Origin of the sequence: Vibrio owensii CAIM 1854 = LMG 25443, assembly GCF_000817815.1 — a bacterium.
GTDB lineage: Bacteria > Pseudomonadota > Gammaproteobacteria > Enterobacterales > Vibrionaceae > Vibrio > Vibrio owensii.
Genome location: NZ_JPRD01000017.1, coordinates 53,571 through 70,505, shown reverse-complemented (window position 1 = coordinate 70,505; position 16,935 = coordinate 53,571). Strand labels below are relative to the sequence as shown.

General features: G+C 46.7%; 17 protein-coding genes. 9 read left to right on the top strand and 8 right to left on the bottom strand.

What is annotated here, in order from left to right; all coding sequences use genetic code 11:
• Positions 1-10 precede the first annotated feature (10 nt).
• From H735_RS11535 to H735_RS11520, 4 genes are all read left to right on the top strand, one after another.
• Entirely contained in the window at positions 11-898 is an 888-nt protein-coding gene (locus tag H735_RS11535) for an HlyD family secretion protein (RefSeq protein ID WP_005436231.1), read from the top strand.
• 19 nt (positions 899-917) lie between these two features.
• The gene (locus tag H735_RS11530) at positions 918-1,604 is read left to right on the top strand and encodes a potassium channel family protein (RefSeq protein WP_005436230.1); all 687 of its coding nucleotides are present in this window, start codon (positions 918-920) and stop codon (positions 1,602-1,604) included.
• Complete coding sequence (locus tag H735_RS11525; RefSeq protein ID WP_020195364.1) at positions 1,597-2,748, top strand: AI-2E family transporter; 1,152 nt, start codon at positions 1,597-1,599, stop codon at positions 2,746-2,748. Before H735_RS11530 ends, H735_RS11525 begins: the two co-directional genes overlap by 8 nt.
• A 193-nt stretch (positions 2,749-2,941) precedes the next feature.
• Complete coding sequence (locus tag H735_RS11520) at positions 2,942-3,613, top strand: DUF2057 domain-containing protein (protein ID WP_020195365.1); 672 nt, start codon at positions 2,942-2,944, stop codon at positions 3,611-3,613.
• 64 nt (positions 3,614-3,677) lie between these two features.
• Here H735_RS11520 and H735_RS11515 read toward each other — a convergent pair whose 3' ends face one another.
• The 3 genes from H735_RS11515 to H735_RS11505 form a co-directional block, all read right to left on the bottom strand.
• Positions 3,678-4,514 carry a DUF481 domain-containing protein gene (locus tag H735_RS11515; protein WP_020195366.1) on the bottom strand — a complete coding sequence of 279 codons (837 nt, stop codon included), beginning with the start codon at positions 4,512-4,514 and terminating at the stop codon, positions 3,678-3,680.
• Positions 4,515-4,640: 126 nt separating this feature from the next.
• Positions 4,641-5,084, bottom strand: a complete 444-nt coding sequence (locus tag H735_RS11510) for an RDD family protein (protein ID WP_027726627.1) — start codon at positions 5,082-5,084, stop codon at positions 4,641-4,643.
• A 121-nt stretch (positions 5,085-5,205) separates the two neighbouring features.
• Positions 5,206-5,970, bottom strand: coding sequence for a ferredoxin--NADP reductase (locus tag H735_RS11505; RefSeq protein WP_009706466.1), 765 nt, complete (start codon positions 5,968-5,970; stop codon positions 5,206-5,208).
• Between the two features lie 209 nt (positions 5,971-6,179).
• Here H735_RS11505 and H735_RS11500 point away from each other — a divergent pair, with 209 nt between their 5' ends.
• Positions 6,180-6,632 carry an acyl-CoA thioesterase gene (locus tag H735_RS11500; protein ID WP_005453229.1) on the top strand — a complete coding sequence of 151 codons (453 nt, stop codon included), beginning with the start codon at positions 6,180-6,182 and terminating at the stop codon, positions 6,630-6,632.
• 167 nt (positions 6,633-6,799) lie between these two features.
• Here H735_RS11500 and H735_RS11495 read toward each other — a convergent pair whose 3' ends face one another.
• The gene (locus H735_RS11495) at positions 6,800-7,018 is read right to left on the bottom strand and encodes a VF530 family protein (RefSeq protein ID WP_005436214.1); all 219 of its coding nucleotides are present in this window, start codon (positions 7,016-7,018) and stop codon (positions 6,800-6,802) included.
• A 132-nt stretch (positions 7,019-7,150) separates the two neighbouring features.
• Between H735_RS11495 and H735_RS11490 the strand changes: the two genes are divergently transcribed.
• The gene (locus H735_RS11490; protein WP_020195368.1) at positions 7,151-8,080 is read left to right on the top strand and encodes a LysR family transcriptional regulator; all 930 of its coding nucleotides are present in this window, start codon (positions 7,151-7,153) and stop codon (positions 8,078-8,080) included.
• Here H735_RS11490 and H735_RS11485 read toward each other — a convergent pair.
• Positions 8,077-8,367, bottom strand: a complete 291-nt coding sequence (locus H735_RS11485; protein WP_020195369.1) for a putative quinol monooxygenase — start codon at positions 8,365-8,367, stop codon at positions 8,077-8,079. The two genes, H735_RS11490 and H735_RS11485, sit on opposite strands and share 4 nt — an antisense overlap.
• A 5-nt stretch (positions 8,368-8,372) precedes the next feature.
• Entirely contained in the window at positions 8,373-9,026 is a 654-nt protein-coding gene (gene nfsB / locus H735_RS11480) for an oxygen-insensitive NAD(P)H nitroreductase (RefSeq protein ID WP_020195370.1), read from the bottom strand.
• A 195-nt stretch (positions 9,027-9,221) separates the two neighbouring features.
• Here nfsB and H735_RS11475 point away from each other — a divergent pair, with 195 nt between their 5' ends.
• Entirely contained in the window at positions 9,222-10,658 is a 1,437-nt protein-coding gene (locus H735_RS11475) for a helix-turn-helix domain-containing protein (protein WP_020195371.1), read from the top strand.
• Positions 10,659-10,787: 129 nt separating this feature from the next.
• The gene (locus H735_RS11470; protein ID WP_020195372.1) at positions 10,788-13,445 is read left to right on the top strand and encodes an alpha-amylase family glycosyl hydrolase; all 2,658 of its coding nucleotides are present in this window, start codon (positions 10,788-10,790) and stop codon (positions 13,443-13,445) included.
• Positions 13,446-13,567: 122 nt separating this feature from the next.
• Here H735_RS11470 and H735_RS11465 read toward each other — a convergent pair whose 3' ends face one another.
• On the bottom strand, positions 13,568-14,734 hold the full coding sequence (locus H735_RS11465; protein ID WP_005436203.1) for a D-alanyl-D-alanine carboxypeptidase family protein: 1,167 nt from the start codon (positions 14,732-14,734) through the stop codon (positions 13,568-13,570).
• 253 nt (positions 14,735-14,987) lie between these two features.
• On the opposite strand from H735_RS11465, the gene H735_RS11460 reads away from it, so the two are divergent.
• The gene (locus tag H735_RS11460; RefSeq protein ID WP_020195373.1) at positions 14,988-16,283 is read left to right on the top strand and encodes an alpha/beta fold hydrolase; all 1,296 of its coding nucleotides are present in this window, start codon (positions 14,988-14,990) and stop codon (positions 16,281-16,283) included.
• Positions 16,284-16,383: 100 nt separating this feature from the next.
• Here the strand turns inward: H735_RS11460 and H735_RS11455 are convergent, their stop codons facing one another.
• Entirely contained in the window at positions 16,384-16,872 is a 489-nt protein-coding gene (locus tag H735_RS11455; RefSeq protein ID WP_005441955.1) for a GNAT family N-acetyltransferase, read from the bottom strand.
• Positions 16,873-16,935: the final 63 nt, after the last annotated feature.

Genomic DNA, 16,935 nt, shown 5'->3' with positions numbered 1-16,935 from the left:
GCCCAACAAGATGAAAAAACTACTCGTTATTGCACTCAATCTTGTCATTCTTGGTGGCGCGGCGTGGTTCGGCTATCAGAAGTTCGAAGAGTATTTTAATAACCCATGGACCCGCGATGGCCAGGTACGTGCGAACGTTATCAAGGTCGCACCTCGTGTGTCTGGCCCTATCGTCAATGTTGCGGTGATGGACAACCAAGAAGTGAAGAAAGGTGATCTGCTGTTTGAGATCGACCCAACCACTTACGAAGTTGCCCTATCACAAGCCGAAGTGGCGTTAGAGAAAGCCATCGTTAGCTCTCGCGGTAAAAAGATCGAATACGATCGCTTGAAAGACATTCGAGCGAAAGACCGTGGAGCTGTCTCTCACAAAGATCTGATTCGTCGTGAGATCACTTACGAAGAGTCACTACTGCAAATCAAATCAGCAGAAGAGCAACTTAAATCCGCACGCCTGAATCTTGGTTACACCAAAGTGTACGCATCGGTTGATGGCTTTGTGTCAAACCTAGATATCCGTGACGGTACACAGGCAGTTGCAAACCAACCATTAGTGGCACTTATCGACAAAAATAGCTTCTGGGTCTTTGGCTTCTTCCGTGAAAACCAATTGGCACAAATTGCTCCGGGTAGCGATGCGCGCGTGACCTTAATGTCTCATCCAGATACGCCAATCGATGCAACGGTGGACTCTATTGGTTGGGGTATCGCACCAAAAGACGGCACCGTGGGCTACAACCTACTGCCGAACGTGAATCCAGTATTCCAATGGATTCGCCTAGCGCAACGTATTCCGGTTCGCGTTTCTCTGCATGAACTGCCAGAAGGTGTCGATCTTCGATTCGGGCTTTCTGCTTCCATCATGGTGATGAAGGACTCATCACAAGAACAAGAGTAGGAGTTAAACAGGCATAACCATGGTTATTGGAAAAAAACTCAAAAACATCAATGAAGAAAACAACTTCTTCTATCTGACCTTAGCGCTCATCGGGCTTTTGATCGGCGGTGCGTTTGTACAGGTCGTTGGAGAAGGTGCGATGGAGCACTTGCTGCAAGGCTTCACCATCATCACCTTCATCGTCTGTATGGCGAGCTTGCGCTTTGACAAAAATTGGTCACGTTTCCTCTATACCCTATTGGGTACTTGGGTTGTGGTGATTGGTATCAAAGCCGTGCTAGGCATCAAAGAAATGGACGTAGTGATGCTCGCCCTCACCTTCGCGTTCTTCTTCGGCACATTTAAGTCTATCGCAAGGCAGATTCTGTTCACTGGGCATGTGAACACCAACAAAGTCATTGGCTCTGTTGCTCTATTTTTGCTGCTGGGACTGATGTGGGCAATTGCCTACCTCATTCTTCTTGAGTTCTCTCCAAACTCATTCACCGGGATGGAAGCCATCTCTTGGGGTCAGAACTTCTCTAATGCAGCGTATTTCAGTTTCGTCACCTTAACCACTCTCGGTTATGGCGACATCAGCCCTCTAACACCATTGGCACAAGTCGTTGTGTATTTAGAGGCCATTGTAGGCGTGTTTTATATGGCGATTGTTGTTTCAAGTCTCGTCAGTTCCAACATTGAACATCAGGTAAACAAAAATGGATAAACAATCGGAAAAAAATGAGAGCAAGATTTTCATCAGTAACATGGTGGAATCTGCTATACGAATCGGCTTGATTTTAATCTTGCTGATGTTTACGTACGACATCATAAAGCCTTTCATTCTTCCTGTGATTTGGGGTGCCATCATTGCCGTTGCACTGATGCCGATCTGTAAGAAGCTGGCAAAAGTGTATGGTGGTAAACGTGGCCTCGCGGCGACGACAATCGCCTTGCTGGGTATCGCACTTCTGGTAGCGCCTCTTGTTATGGTTTCGGGCTCTATCGTAGATGGTGCAACTCACGCACTAGACGTTCTTCAAAGTGGCGACATCAAAATCCCTGGTCCAAAACCTTCTGTTGCTGATTGGCCTCTTGTCGGTGATAAGCTTTACGAAGTATGGACTCTGTTTGCGACTAACTTAGAGAAGGCAATTCAAACCTTTATGCCACAAATCAAGTCGGGTCTAACGTCTCTACTTGGTATGGTCGGTGGTGCTCTAGGTAGCTTGCTACTTTCTATCATTTCACTAGCGATTGCTGCTGGCTTTATGACTTACTCGGAGTCAATTGCTTCTGGCTTACGAACCGTTGCTATTCGCACGGCAGGTGATAACGCGAAGAGTTGGACAACGCTTATTGCTGCGACCATTAAGAGTGTGTTACTTGGCGTAGTTGGTGTAGCTGCCATTCAAGCACTATTGATTGGTGCGGGCTTCTTCATCTTTGGTGTTCCGGCTGCAGGCCTACTAACGCTAGTGCTGATGATTCTTTGTATCGCACAGCTACCTGCTCTATTGGCCGTTCTGCCAGTCATTGGTTACATGTACATGACGCAAGACACCAGCACAGCAACCATGTTTACGGTTTGGGTTGTGGTTGCAGCACTGTCTGAAAACCTATTCAAGCCAATGTTAATGGGTCGTGGTGTTGATGTACCAATGCCAGTCATTCTGCTAGGTGCCATCGGTGGTATGTTGTTCTACGGCATCGTTGGTCTGTTCTTAGGTGCGGTTATTCTTGCGATTTGGTACGAGCTATTTGTGTGGTGGTTGAACATTGAAAAAGCTCAACAACAGCAAGAAGCGTTAGCGGAAAATGCCGAACAAGCTTCAGAACAAAACGAAGCTGGACATGGCGCTGGTATCTAATCGTTCTATCAATTGAAACAAACCGCTGCCCTTTGCAGCGGTTTGAGCTATTTAGCTCACAGTTTCATAGTTTGGTATCCGATTAAAATGACGTTCTTGTTAAATTTTCAATCTTCTTACATTCGGGAGTTGCAATCGGACAATGAACGATGCACTCTCGATGACCACTAATTCAGTGCTTAGGATAAAAACAATGAAATTGATCAAGCCTTTAACTTGCGCGCTTGCTTTGGCTATGAGTGGCATGGCATTTGCGGATGTGACAGTAACCGTTCCTGACGACGTTTCTATTTTGGCGGCTAACGGCGAGAAGGTGAAACTATCTGGCGGCTTCTTTGCTTCAGAAAAATCATTCACGCTACCTGACGGCGTAAACCAAGTTGTGTTTCGCTACGCACCTTACTTCAGCCAAGGTAATGATCGCCTAAGCGTTGAGAGTGACGTTATCGTAACTCGCTTTGACGCAACAGACGCGGAACTAAGCCTACAAGTTCCTGAATATCGCGACCTTCGCCAAGCAGAAGACAAAATCAAAGACCTAGATTGGAAACTGGTTGATGCTTCTGGCAACGCAATTGCGGTAGAGCAAGACAAGCTAATCAAGCCTGGCATGCAAATCGGTCGTGATTACGTACGTGAAGTGGAAGACTACAACAAGACTGGCGGCGTTGCGGCAGTTGGCGTTGTAAGTGCAGCGGTTATCCAACCAGCAACACTTCCTGCAAAGATCCCAGCAGACATGAAGCAAACTAAGCCTGCGACAATGAAAGCAGATTCAACGGCTGAAGAAATGCTGCATTTCTGGTACCAAAAAGCAGACGCTGAGACACAAGCGCGCTTTAAAGACTACATCAACCAGCAATAATCCCGTTGGTTTAGTCGTAAAGACTAGATGTAAAAAGCCACACTCAAGTGTGGCTTTTTTATTATCAGAATTTATACGCCAAAGTCAGCATCGGTCCATAGAATCGATAGGTAACATCGAGCGCTGAATTGTCGCTTTCATAATCCACCCCGACTTCGTAATAGTTGAATGACCCAGTCATACTGAATTGGTCGGTGAAGAGGTATTTCGCGCCAAAATCGACTTCTAACAAGTATCCCTCAATATCGTCTACTGCTAGATAAAAGACTTGGGCGTGACTTTTCAAAATCCAATCTTGATTAAGCGAATACTCCGCCCGAATACCTAAATCAGGCAAAGGTGCCGTAACATCACTCAGTACCGTCTCGTCCACAAACATCACCGGAAACTCATCAACGCCACTTGCCTTAGCGCCAAGCTTGCCGTCCAAGCCCAGCGACAGCCACATCACGTGTAATCCGGCCAACACATCGACTGCCCACTTGTCACTGGTGTAAAACTGGTAGCCATAACCTAGGCGCACAATATCGATATTGAGCTCTGTAGTCAGCTTTGAGCCCGCCTGAACCGCGTAAGTCGTTCCATCTACCGTAACCTCAAAAGGCTTAGTCACTGCGGTGCGGGTCGCTTCTCGGTGTAGGCTTCGCCAATCCACATAGACGCTGTGTTTTTTATTGAAGTAATACTCAACCTCTACATACGGCAGCACAGTAAACTCTTTCAAATCGAGATCCGATTCGAAATCAATAGTGCGTATTTGATCGAGATAAGGGTCGTAAGCGTTAAGTTTGGTGTCAGTGCGAGAGAAAAATCCGCCCGCTTCAATCTCCCACTCACCAGCGATAGTGGTAAAGGAAGTAAGCGTGGCAAGGCACACTGTCCAACCAGCTTTGTTCATCATCCTTGAATCCTAAGCGATTGAATTTATGTCTGAAGTAAGTGTAGTGGTAAGAAGAGAAATATGGAAAGTTGACTCGCTCGCAACTCTGAGTGAAACAACAGCTTTAATACAAGAACAGCGAGTAATTTAGCAGTTGACGACTTTGGTGCCAGAGAGCATGTCGTGTAACAAGCGACGTTCTGGGTGACAAAAGAGCAAAATGATGTTCACTAGTGGCGTAAATGGAATCAGCATTTCAATTAAGTAGCTGATGCACAATCGAAGTGAAGCGGTGACTTTCGTCGTGTCGTGGCCGTTCTTCATCACCACTTTAATCCCGACTAAACGCATACCGATCGTTTGCCCTTCGCGCAGTAAATTCCAATTCACTAGCATCAACATGGGGATGGTAAGTACGTAGCTCGCCTTTGTATCCTTTACCAGTTGAAGATTCTCACTCACAGAGAGTTCAAAGTCGTTCACAAATGAATTGATGGTCAACGCAATCAGCAGTACTAACCCCGTGACGATCATCAGATCGATAAGACCACCAATCATCCTTCGTTTTCTATTGGCAATTGAACACCACATACCTTATCCCCTCAAATGCAAGCTGATGCATTCTAGGGATGAGGGTAAGTGTGCTCAATTAAGAGAAGTCATATTTGTGACCCTCTCTCAGAAGTGAGATGGTCTAAAAATTGATCAGCGCTTACCAATATCTCTCGTAAATGATATTGCCACCCGTTCGGGCACGATACTTTTCCAAGCCGATATCTTGCAGTACTGGAGAGGTATCTTTGATCATCTCAGGATTGCCACACATCATCACAAAGCTGCTTTCTTTAGAAAACGGTAAGTCCGCACGATTAACGAGCTCTCCCGACGCAATCAGATCTGGAATGCGGCCTTGAAGCTTACCCGGAATACTCTCACGGCTGACAATCGGCACATAACGAAGACGACCTTCATATCGCTGTTGGAGTTGCTCAATCAGGTATTTGTAAACTAAATCTCTTTCGTAACGCACACCATGTACCAGCACAATGTGATCGCTGTGTGGGAGTAGATTAATGTCGTCTAACAAAGAGAGAAATGGACCAATGCCTGTGCCCGTGGAAAGCAGCCATAGATCGTTTGCATGTTTGGGAATGGTATCGTGGATAAGATCGCCATGAGCAGTTTCACCAACATAAATGCTATCGCCAGTTTGAAGCTGTTGCAGCCTTGGGGTCAATTGCCCTTCTGGGTTCGCGACGACTAAGAATTCGAGCCACTCGAACTGCTCACTGGGCGCATTCACCACCGAGTATGCGCGGCTAATGGGATTGCCCTGTTCGTCGAGCAAGGCGAGTTTGGTAAATTGTCCGGCTTTGAAGGAGAGAGGCGCACCGGAAACTCGTAAACTGAACAGCTCACCTGTCCAGTCGATTCGTTTTTCTACTTTGGCAAGATTGAAACCTTTCAGTTCTGTCATTGGACATCTCCTTTTGGTTACGCTTACTTAAACCTACGCCTCACAACTGACTATGTAAAGTTTTTAGCTTACAAAAATAAGCATCTAATTCATTTCACATTTTACATACAATTTTATTACATTTTAATCAGTTCCATCTAGAATAAATACTCAAAGTGATAAGTCGCTTTGCAAATTGCGGCAACGTCGATGAAAAAGGAACATGAGTAATGGATACGTTATTAAAAGAATTCCCAGTGATTACGGAAATCAAAGTCGCTTGGGGAGAGATGGATGCCCTGCAACACGTCAACAATGCGGTGTATTTTCGTTACTTCGAAACTGCGCGTTTGGACTACTTCAACAAGATTAATCTGTTGGTAGATTTGCAGACGTCTCACATCGGTCCGGTTCTAAGTGAAACCCAATGCCGCTATAAGCTACCCGTTACGTTTCCAGATACGCTTTTAATTGGCTCACGCGTAATCGACATGCAAGAAGATCGCATCACGATGGAATACCAAGTGCTGAGTAAGAAGTGGGGCAAGATTGCGACCATTGCGACCGCTACTGGTGTGATGTTTGATTTTAAGAACAATGTGAAAGCCGCGATTCCAGACCACGTCCGCCAGTCGATTTTAGACTTGGAAGGTACCGTGGGCAGTACGCATCATTTGGAGTAATAAAGAGGCGAGATGCGAGATGCGAGATGCGAGATGCGAGATGCGAGATGCGAGATGCGAGAGATTAAGGTCTAAATAACCGACAACGCAACAAGAAATCAGCGTCATTCCGGACGAGCCTCAGCGAGCCATCCGGAATCTCTCATTTAAACGTGCACCAAATCCGATTAGCAGAACGTTTCGATGTACAGCGCTTCTACTTTATCTCTTGCCCACTGCGTTTTGCGTAGGAACTTCAACGAAGATTTGATTGAAGGATCTTTCTTAAAGCAGTTCACACGAACGCGCTCATGCATTCCGTTCCACCCAAAGTGCTCAACTAAACGGGTAAGGATTTTCTCTAAACTCAACCCGTGAAGTGGGTTATTCGGCTGCTGTTGGCTCATGCTATTGATCCGGTAAAGTGAAGTTGCGCGCTAATCTAACTCAAACTCGCCGTGCAACCTAATGTTTTAACCTTGAATTGCCCTGCGACTCTCCCCTATAGTAGCCCAAACTTCTTAAAAGCCCTTTTCATTATGAAAGCCCTCAACGATCTGAATATCTTTGTCGAAACCGCACGCCAAGGCAGTTTTTCGAAAGCCGCCAACAGCATGGACATGACACCAGCAGCCATCAGTGCATCGATCAAACGTCTTGAGGGACAAATAGGCTTTCCGCTGTTTGTACGCTCCACTCGCAGCCTTCGCCTAACCTCGGAAGGTGAGTTGTTCTTAGACAAAACCACCCAAGCGCTCGCAATGCTGCAAGAAGGGTTAGATCAGATATCAAGCGCGCGTGGCGAGTTATCAGGTCAGCTGCACATCACTGCGCCATCTGATTTTGGTCGCAACATGCTGCTTGATTGGGTTGATGAATTTATTGATGTTTACCCGAACGTCTCTATCAAGTTAGAGCTGTCTGACAGCTTAACCGATATGTACACCAAACCCGTCGACATCGCGATTCGTTACGGTGAACCTGCTGACTCTAACCTCGTCGTATTGGCGTTGTGTGGTGCAAATGAGCGAATCCTGTGTGCCTCTCCAGAATACGTCGCAAATAATCCTGTGCTGACCAAACCGGAAGATCTAAACCAACACAACTGTTTGTGTTACATGGTGGCGGATTCGGTTTACAACAAATGGACGCTGACTCGCGGTGACGAAACAGAACAGGTTGTTGTGAGTGGCAAGCTACTTAGCAACGACAGTGACTTATCCCATCGCTTAGCAATCAAAGGCAAAGGCATCGCCAACAAATCACTGATGGACATCAGCCAAGATTTGATTGAGGGAAGATTAGTAAGAGTATTGCCTGAGTGGGATTGTGGTCCGGTACCGCTATACATGGTGTGCGCCGATCGTCGTTTGCTGACGCCAACCATTCGTACTTTCCGTGAATTCATTCATGAAAAATGCTGCCAGCAACGTAAGAAAGTGCTGGCAACATTCTGCTCAGAAGGTTAGCCGACAAACGTCATTGGGCGAATCTGAGAATATTCAACCCAATCGTTATCTTCTAGCGTCGAGATAAACTGTGCGATATGTGGGCTTTGTAGGTGCTTATCTAACGCTTCTTGCGATGCCCAAATTTCTTGGAACATAAACAAGCCTTCGATCTTTTGATCCAAATACAGTTCGTATTGGCAACAACCGTCTTCTTCACGAGAAGGTTCTAGTAGACCAGAAAGTAAGTTGGTTACGTTGTCGATACTATCTGGGTAGGCTTTAATTTCTGCAACTAAATGGATCATCTTGATTAAATCTCAGTAAATACAGTTTCTGCTTCCCAGCGTGACTTAGGCGTCTTAGCATTGAAGTCATCTTCCGCGTGGTAGCCAAGTGGCACAATCACAACACCAGTGTAGCCTTTTTCACGTAGACCAAATTCTTCATCCAACACTTTCGGGTCAAAACCCTCGATTGGCACCGCATCAATTTCTAGCGTTGAAGCACCCAGCAACAATGTACCCACGTTGAGGTAAACCTGTTTCTCCATCCAATGATTAGCATCTTTTAGGTCAAAACGGTGCATGTTTACAAAGTAACTACGACCGCCACGTACCGCTGCTCTTGCCTCTTCGGTTGGGAATCGACCGTCTTTTTCTTCCTGCGCCAATAGCGCTTCGATGTAGTCGTTATCGATGCCCGTTTTGGCACAGAACACCAACACGTGTGACGCATTCAAGATCTTCGCAGCGTTGAACGCGTAGTTCTCTTGTGCTGCTTTTGCGATACGTTGCTTGCCCTCTTCTGTGCTTGCCAGAATGAAGTGCCACGGCTGAGAGTTCACGCTCGATGGACTAAAACGAATCAGCTCTTTGACTGCGTCGATCTTTTCTTGCGGCAGCTTACGAGTTGGGTCAAAGACTTTGGTTGAGTAGCGGGATTTAGCAGCTTGAACGATGTCCATCGGGTTCTCCAGTCGAGTAGTTTATGCTGGTTATCACTTTAACCTTATGAGTTACAGGGAAAAACCGATTTCAGTTAAAAACATCTTCAAAATAAATTTGAAAATCGCCGATGTAACAAGCTTTGAGCACTCTCACTGAAGCAACACCTGGTTTAAGCAATAATGTCGCCTTTGCTCTGTTACCGAACCACTTTCATGCTGCCTCAAGACAACATCATCACGCCCTTTCTCTGCAAAAAACTTGGGCATAATCACCTAAGAATTGCTGGCGAATATTGGCACATTGAAAAGCTGGTTGCCTTGCAATGTATGATGTTGCAAGAGGCACCGACGCTACGTGAAGGTTTGCTGTGGTGGAGCAAAAGTGTTTCGCTATTCGACCGTCGCTTGTACATTGTTTTCGAACACAGTGATAACCAGATTCAGATGCGGCTAGAGTGCAGAGCTACCGAAATGCCAAGCTGGGCAGAATCGGTTTATGACTTGCTGCTGATGCAATTGGAACAGCTAGGTTTAAATAAATCTGTGCGCATTCATCTTCGCAACCATGACCTTTACTCTGCTCAATTCGAGCTAGAAGAAGACATCAACCCGAAGCAGAACTCGGTCGTGTTCGACTTGGTAAAACATGTTTATTTGCTGCTGTCTCACCAGCCAATTGAACAGCCAGAATTGTTGAGCGTGCTTAATGCTCTGTTCGTCAAAAACAGCAATTACGCACTGAAACTAGAACAAGCCGCGCTACAACTGGGCGTATCCAAGCGCACCTTACAACGTCGCCTGCAAGAAAAACGAATGAGCTATTCGCAATGCGTCGACTTCGCCAAGAAAAAGCACGCATTAGCCCTACTTGCAGATACTCAACTCACAACGCAGCAAATCGCTTATCAGTTGGGTTATGAAGAGCCTTCCAACTTCCATAGAACCTTTCGCCGTTGGTATCCGTTTTCGCCAATGCAATATCGCCAGCAGTGTTTGGATAACCGCACTCATCTCAATAACCACCCCATCCGCTTGTACTATGCCAAAGCCAATACTCTAGCCGATCACGACATTGACCAACCCGTCGGTAAAATCTGGATGGAAGTGGATAATATTGCGTTTGAAAAAGTGGTCTCCGTTGAGTGTCGAGACCGTGATGGTGCATGGCGTCGCTACCCAGCCTTCTTCGAGCGTTTTTTGAATAATGGCACCGAACTATGGGCGACAACAGAGCTTCCTGTCGCTCATCCACTGACGTTTAGACTGTGTTATGAAGTCGAAGGTGAACGCTACATTGATAACAACCACCAGCGCGATTACGTGGTTTCTAAAGGGCTTTTAATTGGCGCAACGGAATACATTGTCCCGACAAGACAACTTATCCAACTCGGCACTCAGTACACCTTGTTTGTGGAACTCGCGTGTCGATTAAAAGACGTGGCGAAGATCGATTGCTACGTGGGTGACGCGCCATCTCCGCACACAATGAGGCAAACTCAGAATGCAGAAGATTACACATGCTGGGCGCTGCAACTGCCCCTAACCCAAACGGTTAAACAGTGCCGATTCCGACTCTATGATCATTCTGGTAATGAGTTAGCCAAAGATCATTACCCGATTCAATACCCAATTGTGCAACCACTCAGTTAAATATGTAGCACAGTTCAAATTCAGCTCTTCGTGACATCATTTCACGTCTCTTTTGGCGCGAAATGACACTCTCAATTTCAAACCTTTGCTTTATCGTTTCCGCATTGCTGCATAACGGAGACAAAAACCGTGTTTGAAACCTTACCTAACCCTATGAATAAAATAAAAATACTACCTTTAGCGATCGCCTTAGCTCTTTCTGGCTGTGGTAGCGATGAAACCACACCAGCAGATACAGGAAACCACGTGGCATCTCCTGATTGGCAAGACCAGATCATTTACTTCTTGATGATCGACCGTTTTAACGACGGCGACAACACGCTTAACGATCAAGGTCAGAATGAATACGATCCTACCTCAGACAAAAAATTCAGTGGTGGTGACCTTGTTGGTGTCAGTGACAAACTGGGTTACATCGAAGACCTAGGCGCAACCTCTATCTGGATTACGCCGCCAGTGGCAAACCAATGGTGGGATGCCGAACAAAACTACGGCGGCTACCACGGCTACTGGGCGCGTGATTTCCAAAAAGTGGATGAGCACTTTGGTGACATGGAAAGCTACCAAGCGTTAGCACGAGAAGTACATGCTCGTAATATGTTCTTGATTCAAGACATCGTGACCAACCACGTTGGTAACTTCTTCACTTACGATGACCCATACAATTACGATCCTAGCCTTCCTTGCCAAGGTTTTCGCTTGATTGAAAATGCGCTGCCAGCAGGGCAAGAACTGCCTTATCCACTCAACATGAATGAGTGTAAAGAAGACGGTACTGGCATTTACCACTGGACACCAAGCATCACCGACCACAACGATCCCGTCCAAGAAAAAATCTGGCAACTGTCGGATCTGGATGACCTGAATACGTCCGATCCTGAAGTACGCGCTTATCTAAAAGAGAGCTACCGTAAATGGATCCGCGAAGTGGGCGTTGACGGGTTCCGTATCGATACCGTGAAGTTTGTTGAGCACGATTTCTGGAACGACTTCCTGCATGCCGACGATGGTGTGATGACTCAAGCCGTTGATACCGGTCGCGATAACTTCCTGACCTTTGGTGAAGTGTTCGAAACATCTACGCCTTACAACACCGAAGGCGAAGAGAAGATGCTGACTTACATCGGCGAAAGCGGCTCACCGGAACAGTTAACCTCGGTGCTGAACTTCCCATTGCAAGCTACCATGACGCGCGTGTTTGCAGCAGGACAACCGACCGATTACTTACGCTTCCGTCTTGAGAAAATGATGGAGATGTTCCCGAATCCATACATCATGCCGAACTTCATTGATAACCACGATATGCCGCGTTTTCTATCGCAAGGCAGCGTCAACGATATGAAACAAGCGCTGATTACCATGATGGCGGTACCGGGCATCCCTGTGATTTACCAAGGTACTGAACAGGCAATGTCAGCGGCGCGCGATGCAATGTTTGCTGGCGGTTACCGTGAAGACGGCGATTACGTAGATTCATTCGACCAAAACAGCGAGATGTACTTGTTCATCCAAGAGCTTGCTAAGTTGCGTACCGAGAACAAAGTCATGACTCGCGGCGAAATGAAAGTGATTGGCAGCGATAAAGCTGGCGCCGGTGTGTTCGCCTTTACCCGAACGTTGGATAACGACGAAGTCTTGGTGGTAATGAACACATCGAATTCCCCGATGTTGATGAACCAACTCGATGTAGAGCAAGCGGGCGGCACCGTCTTCCAACAACAAATCATGTCGAACTGGGCAGACGCTCCGGAGCAGTTAATCGCAGATGAAAACGGTCACATAACCCTTGAGCTACCAGCCAAAGCTGCCGTGATTTACTCGAAAACTAACGACACCCAATCGGTAGATACACCAGACCTCAACATCCAACTGGCGCAAGATTGGGAAGGACAAACCATCACTGATGACATCGTGATTGCTGGTACTGCTAACGCAAACGAGAAATTGAACCTTGTCGTAGACGGTAACCTAGAAACCGCACAAGCCATTACCGTAAGTGCTGACGGTCAATTTAGCGTGACTTTATCTACCCGTCACTTTGCGATTGGCGAACAGCAACACCGCTTCGCGATTTACTCCACTGAGAAAAAAGCAGGTATTGAAGATGTGAACTTTGTGTCGGACTTAAGCTGGTCAAACACGCCAGACGACACTATTGATGACGCAGGTGATGCACAAGATGGTATGGGCGGTCCTAACGGTAACTACTCGCTACCAACGGATCCAACGTTCGATAAAGACAACAGCCAACTCGCAATCAACAAAGCCGAGGTATTTACCGTTGGCAGTAACGTGCGCTTGACCTTCACTATGGACAAGATCACCGATACTTGGCTGCCGCCAAACGGCTTTGACCACGTTGGTTTCACCATCTTCATTGATTTACCGGAAGAAGCAGCAACCAACCTAACGGAACTGCCTAAGATCAACGCTTCTATGCCAAGCGGAACATGGAGTCGCAACGCTGTAGTCTTCGGCTGGCAAAGCTCGATTTACAACACCCAAGGAGCAAACGCGACAACATGGGGCGAAGCCGTAACACCGGCACCAATGGTGACGGTAGACAAAGCCAACAACACCATTTCGATGGACTTCGCGAGTGACGCACTAGGTCGACCTGATTCACTGGATGGCATTCGATTCTATGTGACAACTTGGGACTTGGATGGATTGTCTGCCACTTACCGTCCCCTTGAACAAGACAAAGGTCCTTGGAATTTCTCTGGCGGCGCATCAGATGAAAGCAAGATTTGGGATGACTTACCAATCATCACCTTGTCTGAATAATCACTGAACCCGCAATAAACGCAAAAGTCGTTTCAACTATAAAAAACAAAAAGCAGCTCACCTTCGAGCTGCTTTTCTTTTTCTGAAATTCTGAAATCACTATTGCGAAACTTGTCCTTGCGCTAGTTAAACAACGACTTCACCCACAGCACTAAACTGTCCCATAACTTCCCAATCCACGAGCCCTCTTCCACCGCTTGGTTACTTACCAACGGATAGCTCGCCACGGTTTTATCGTCACTCTTCCACACGACTTTGCCAACCACATCCCCTTTTGCGATGGGAGCAATCAACGGCTCATTCACGACCACGCTTTTATCTAAACCAGCGGTTAGAGAGCGAGGCAGCGTCAGGTACGCATCTTGAGCGAAGCCCAAATCAATCTCACTGACATCGCCTTTCCAGACTTTTGCACTCGCCTGAACTTCTCCCTGTTTTGCCACTTGTTTGGTGTCATAAAATCGGAAGCCATAGCTAAGCAGGTTCTTAGACTGGCTAATACGCGACTGTTTGCTTGGCGTTCCCATCACTACCGAGATCAATCGCATCTTTCCTTGCTTAGCGGAACTCACCAAACTGTACCCTGCATTGCTGGTGTAGCCCGTTTTACCGCCATCGACATCCATCGATTTGTCCCACAACAGTTTATTACGGTTGTATTGGGTGATCTTGTTCCACTTAAATACCTTCTCACTATAAAGCGCATAGACTTCAGGCACGTCATTGATGATGGATTGCATCAGCGTCGCCATATCATTAGGAGAAGTTTGAATACCCTCGCTATCCAGACCATGCGAGTTAACGAAGTAGGTATCGTTCAGGCTGAGTTTATCTGCCCAACCGTTCATCAAGGCGACAAACGCCCCTTCACTACCGGCAACGTGTTCGGCGAGCGCCACACAAGCATCATTACCAGATTGAATGATCACACCACGCATTAGGTTGGCGACGGTGATTTCATCTTTGGGTTGGATAAACATTTTGGAGGAGTCTGGGAATTTGGCTGACCACGCATTCTCACTCACCGTCACTTTATCATCCCATTGGAGCCGCCCGGATTTGATTTCTTGCCCTACGACATAAGCGGTCATCAGCTTAGTTAAACTGGCTGGAGCTAATCCGGCACGCGCGTTTTGCTCCGCAATAATGGCACCGGACTGAAAGTCCATTAACACATAGCCTTTCGCCTGCAACTGAGGCGGATTCGGCGTCACGACCGCCAATGCAGGGGCACTTATGGTCTGTAGTAATAAACAAGTGAGCGTGATTCGGGTTAGTGACGTGTTCATCAAGCATCCTCCATGGTCAATGACCGCCAAATGTCTCGTTTCATAAAAACGGTAAGACAGTGATGTCTAAACTGCACCTATCAGATCATAGTTCACTCAGTGCATACCAACACGGAAAGATCGAAGAGTTTCTGTTTTGAGTGCCATTACTTGCCTTTCAGGCTTCAAAAATCGAGTTCTTACAACAAATCTATTGTTTCTAATAAGGAATTCGATATCGTAAAGCGACTATAAACAAGGACAGACCATAACAATGAACGCTCAATCATTTATCGACGCAGGACTGCATTACACACCCCACTCGTTCACCGTGCCACTGGATTACCAAGATCTAAGTAAAGGCACGATCAACGTCTTCGCTCGCTCCGTTTATTTAGTCGGCGATGAAGACTCAGATAAACCGTGGTTAGTGTATTTTCAGGGCGGTCCGGGCTTCCCTTCTCCTCGTCCAAACGGAAACAACGGCTGGATCAAACGCGCACTGAGTGAGTATCGTGTTTTGCTGCTCGACCAACGCGGCACTGGCAACAGCAGCGTGATTAATCACCAGACGCTTGCGCACCTCACGCCGACGCAACAGGCAGACTACTTAAGCCACTTCCGCGCAGATAACATTGTTCGCGATGCGGAATTTATCCGTGAACAGTTTGGCGTTGAGAAGTGGGCGATTTTGGGTCAGAGCTTTGGTGGTTTCTGCTCACTAACTTATCTATCGCTGTTCCCGAACAGCCTTCTGCAAAGCTACATTACGGGTGGTGTGCCTTCGGTTTCTCGTCATGCGGATGATGTGTATCAAGCAACCTTTAAGCGCACCATGGAGAAGAACCAAGCCTTCTTCCAGCAATTCCCACAAGCGCAGCAACTATGCCAAAGCATTGCTGATCACCTGTTGGAGCACGAAGAGTTTCTGCCAAATGGTCAGCGCTTTACTATCGAACAGTTCCAACAAATTGGGATTAACTTTGGTGTCAGTGACACCTTCTTGCCAACTTACTACTGGCTAGAAAGTGCCTTGATTGAAGTGAACGGTAAGCCTCAGCTTCGTTATGAATTCCTCAACGACATGCTGGCGCAGCAAAACTTCCAGACCAATCCAATTTACGCGATTCTGCACGAGTCGATTTACTGCCAAGGGTTTGCTTCTCAATGGAGCGCTCACAGAGTGCACCAAGAGCATGATGCATTCAATTACGAACAAGGTAAGCCGTTCTTCTTTACTGGAGAAATGGTCTTCCCTTGGATGTTCGATCAATACGTAAACTTAAAGCCACTGAAAGAAGCCGCGGAATTACTGGCAGAGAAAGCCGATTGGACGCCGTTATACGATGCCCAGCAACTGGCAAACAATAAGGTGCCTGTGAGCTGTGCGGTCTATGCCGACGATATGTTTGTAGAAATGGACATTAGCCGTGAAACGCTCGCTGCAATGCCGAACTCAAAAGCGTGGATCACCAACGAATATGAGCATAACGGTCTTCGTGCAGATGGTGAGCGCATTCTCGACAAGTTAATTGCGATGGGTAAACAAACCGCAGCAACGTTAAAATAAACGGCTAGCGCTCAGAATTCGCTAAAAACCTAGATAGAAAAACGCCTCTTTATCACAAGATAGAGAGGCGTTCTTGGTTCGATTCAGGTTTAAATTAGCGCTAGTCTTTGACTCGTTTAGTCATCATTTTGGTGATCACGCGGTAACCCATCTTATGGTAGAAATCTTCGCCTTCGTGATTAAATGACGCCACGGTTAAACCGAGCTCTTCAATGTCTTGGCTGCACAAATCACTCTCGATTTTATCCATCAAAGACAAGCCAATACCTAAGTTACGATGGCTTTCAGACACCACCAATTCATTGATATAACCGACGCGTCTTTCTGGAGAGAGAATCGAGTTGACCTCTCGCACGGTGCCAGAGATAAAACCAACCACCTGTCGGTTAGAACACGCGATAAAAGCCGTGATGCTGCCATCAAAATATTTATCGAAGATGTTGCGATCTTCCCTTAACTGCGCCATTTCTTCCGGAGAACGGTAGAAATCTGGCTCAGCATTATAATGAGAGGTGTCGAGTTCGACCAAGAGCGTTTTCAACAGTGGGACGTCTTCTTCTCTTAGTCTTCTGATATGAAACTGTTGCATGTTGAATTCCTTTGCCAACCGACCTGTATCAAGCACAGATCTTTGCTTCAACTGATTATCGGA

What these genes read in the sequence shown, in the direction of transcription:
- H735_RS11535 (WP_005436231.1), top strand. Translation starts at nt 11, where the DNA reads ATGAAAAAACTACTCGTTATTGCACTCAATCTTGTCATTCTTGGTGGC.
- H735_RS11530 (WP_005436230.1), top strand. Translation starts at nt 918, where the DNA reads ATGGTTATTGGAAAAAAACTCAAAAACATCAATGAAGAAAACAACTTC.
- H735_RS11525 (WP_020195364.1), top strand. Translation starts at nt 1,597, where the DNA reads ATGGATAAACAATCGGAAAAAAATGAGAGCAAGATTTTCATCAGTAAC.
- H735_RS11520 (WP_020195365.1), top strand. Translation starts at nt 2,942, where the DNA reads ATGAAATTGATCAAGCCTTTAACTTGCGCGCTTGCTTTGGCTATGAGT.
- H735_RS11515 (WP_020195366.1), bottom strand. Translation starts at nt 4,514, where the DNA reads ATGATGAACAAAGCTGGTTGGACAGTGTGCCTTGCCACGCTTACTTCC.
- H735_RS11510 (WP_027726627.1), bottom strand. Translation starts at nt 5,084, where the DNA reads ATGTGGTGTTCAATTGCCAATAGAAAACGAAGGATGATTGGTGGTCTT.
- H735_RS11505 (WP_009706466.1), bottom strand. Translation starts at nt 5,970, where the DNA reads ATGACAGAACTGAAAGGTTTCAATCTTGCCAAAGTAGAAAAACGAATC.
- H735_RS11500 (WP_005453229.1), top strand. Translation starts at nt 6,180, where the DNA reads ATGGATACGTTATTAAAAGAATTCCCAGTGATTACGGAAATCAAAGTC.
- H735_RS11495 (WP_005436214.1), bottom strand. Translation starts at nt 7,018, where the DNA reads ATGAGCCAACAGCAGCCGAATAACCCACTTCACGGGTTGAGTTTAGAG.
- H735_RS11490 (WP_020195368.1), top strand. Translation starts at nt 7,151, where the DNA reads ATGAAAGCCCTCAACGATCTGAATATCTTTGTCGAAACCGCACGCCAA.
- H735_RS11485 (WP_020195369.1), bottom strand. Translation starts at nt 8,367, where the DNA reads ATGATCCATTTAGTTGCAGAAATTAAAGCCTACCCAGATAGTATCGAC.
- nfsB (WP_020195370.1), bottom strand. Translation starts at nt 9,026, where the DNA reads ATGGACATCGTTCAAGCTGCTAAATCCCGCTACTCAACCAAAGTCTTT.
- H735_RS11475 (WP_020195371.1), top strand. Translation starts at nt 9,222, where the DNA reads ATGCTGCCTCAAGACAACATCATCACGCCCTTTCTCTGCAAAAAACTT.
- H735_RS11465 (WP_005436203.1), bottom strand. Translation starts at nt 14,734, where the DNA reads ATGAACACGTCACTAACCCGAATCACGCTCACTTGTTTATTACTACAG.
- H735_RS11460 (WP_020195373.1), top strand. Translation starts at nt 14,988, where the DNA reads ATGAACGCTCAATCATTTATCGACGCAGGACTGCATTACACACCCCAC.
- H735_RS11455 (WP_005441955.1), bottom strand. Translation starts at nt 16,872, where the DNA reads ATGCAACAGTTTCATATCAGAAGACTAAGAGAAGAAGACGTCCCACTG.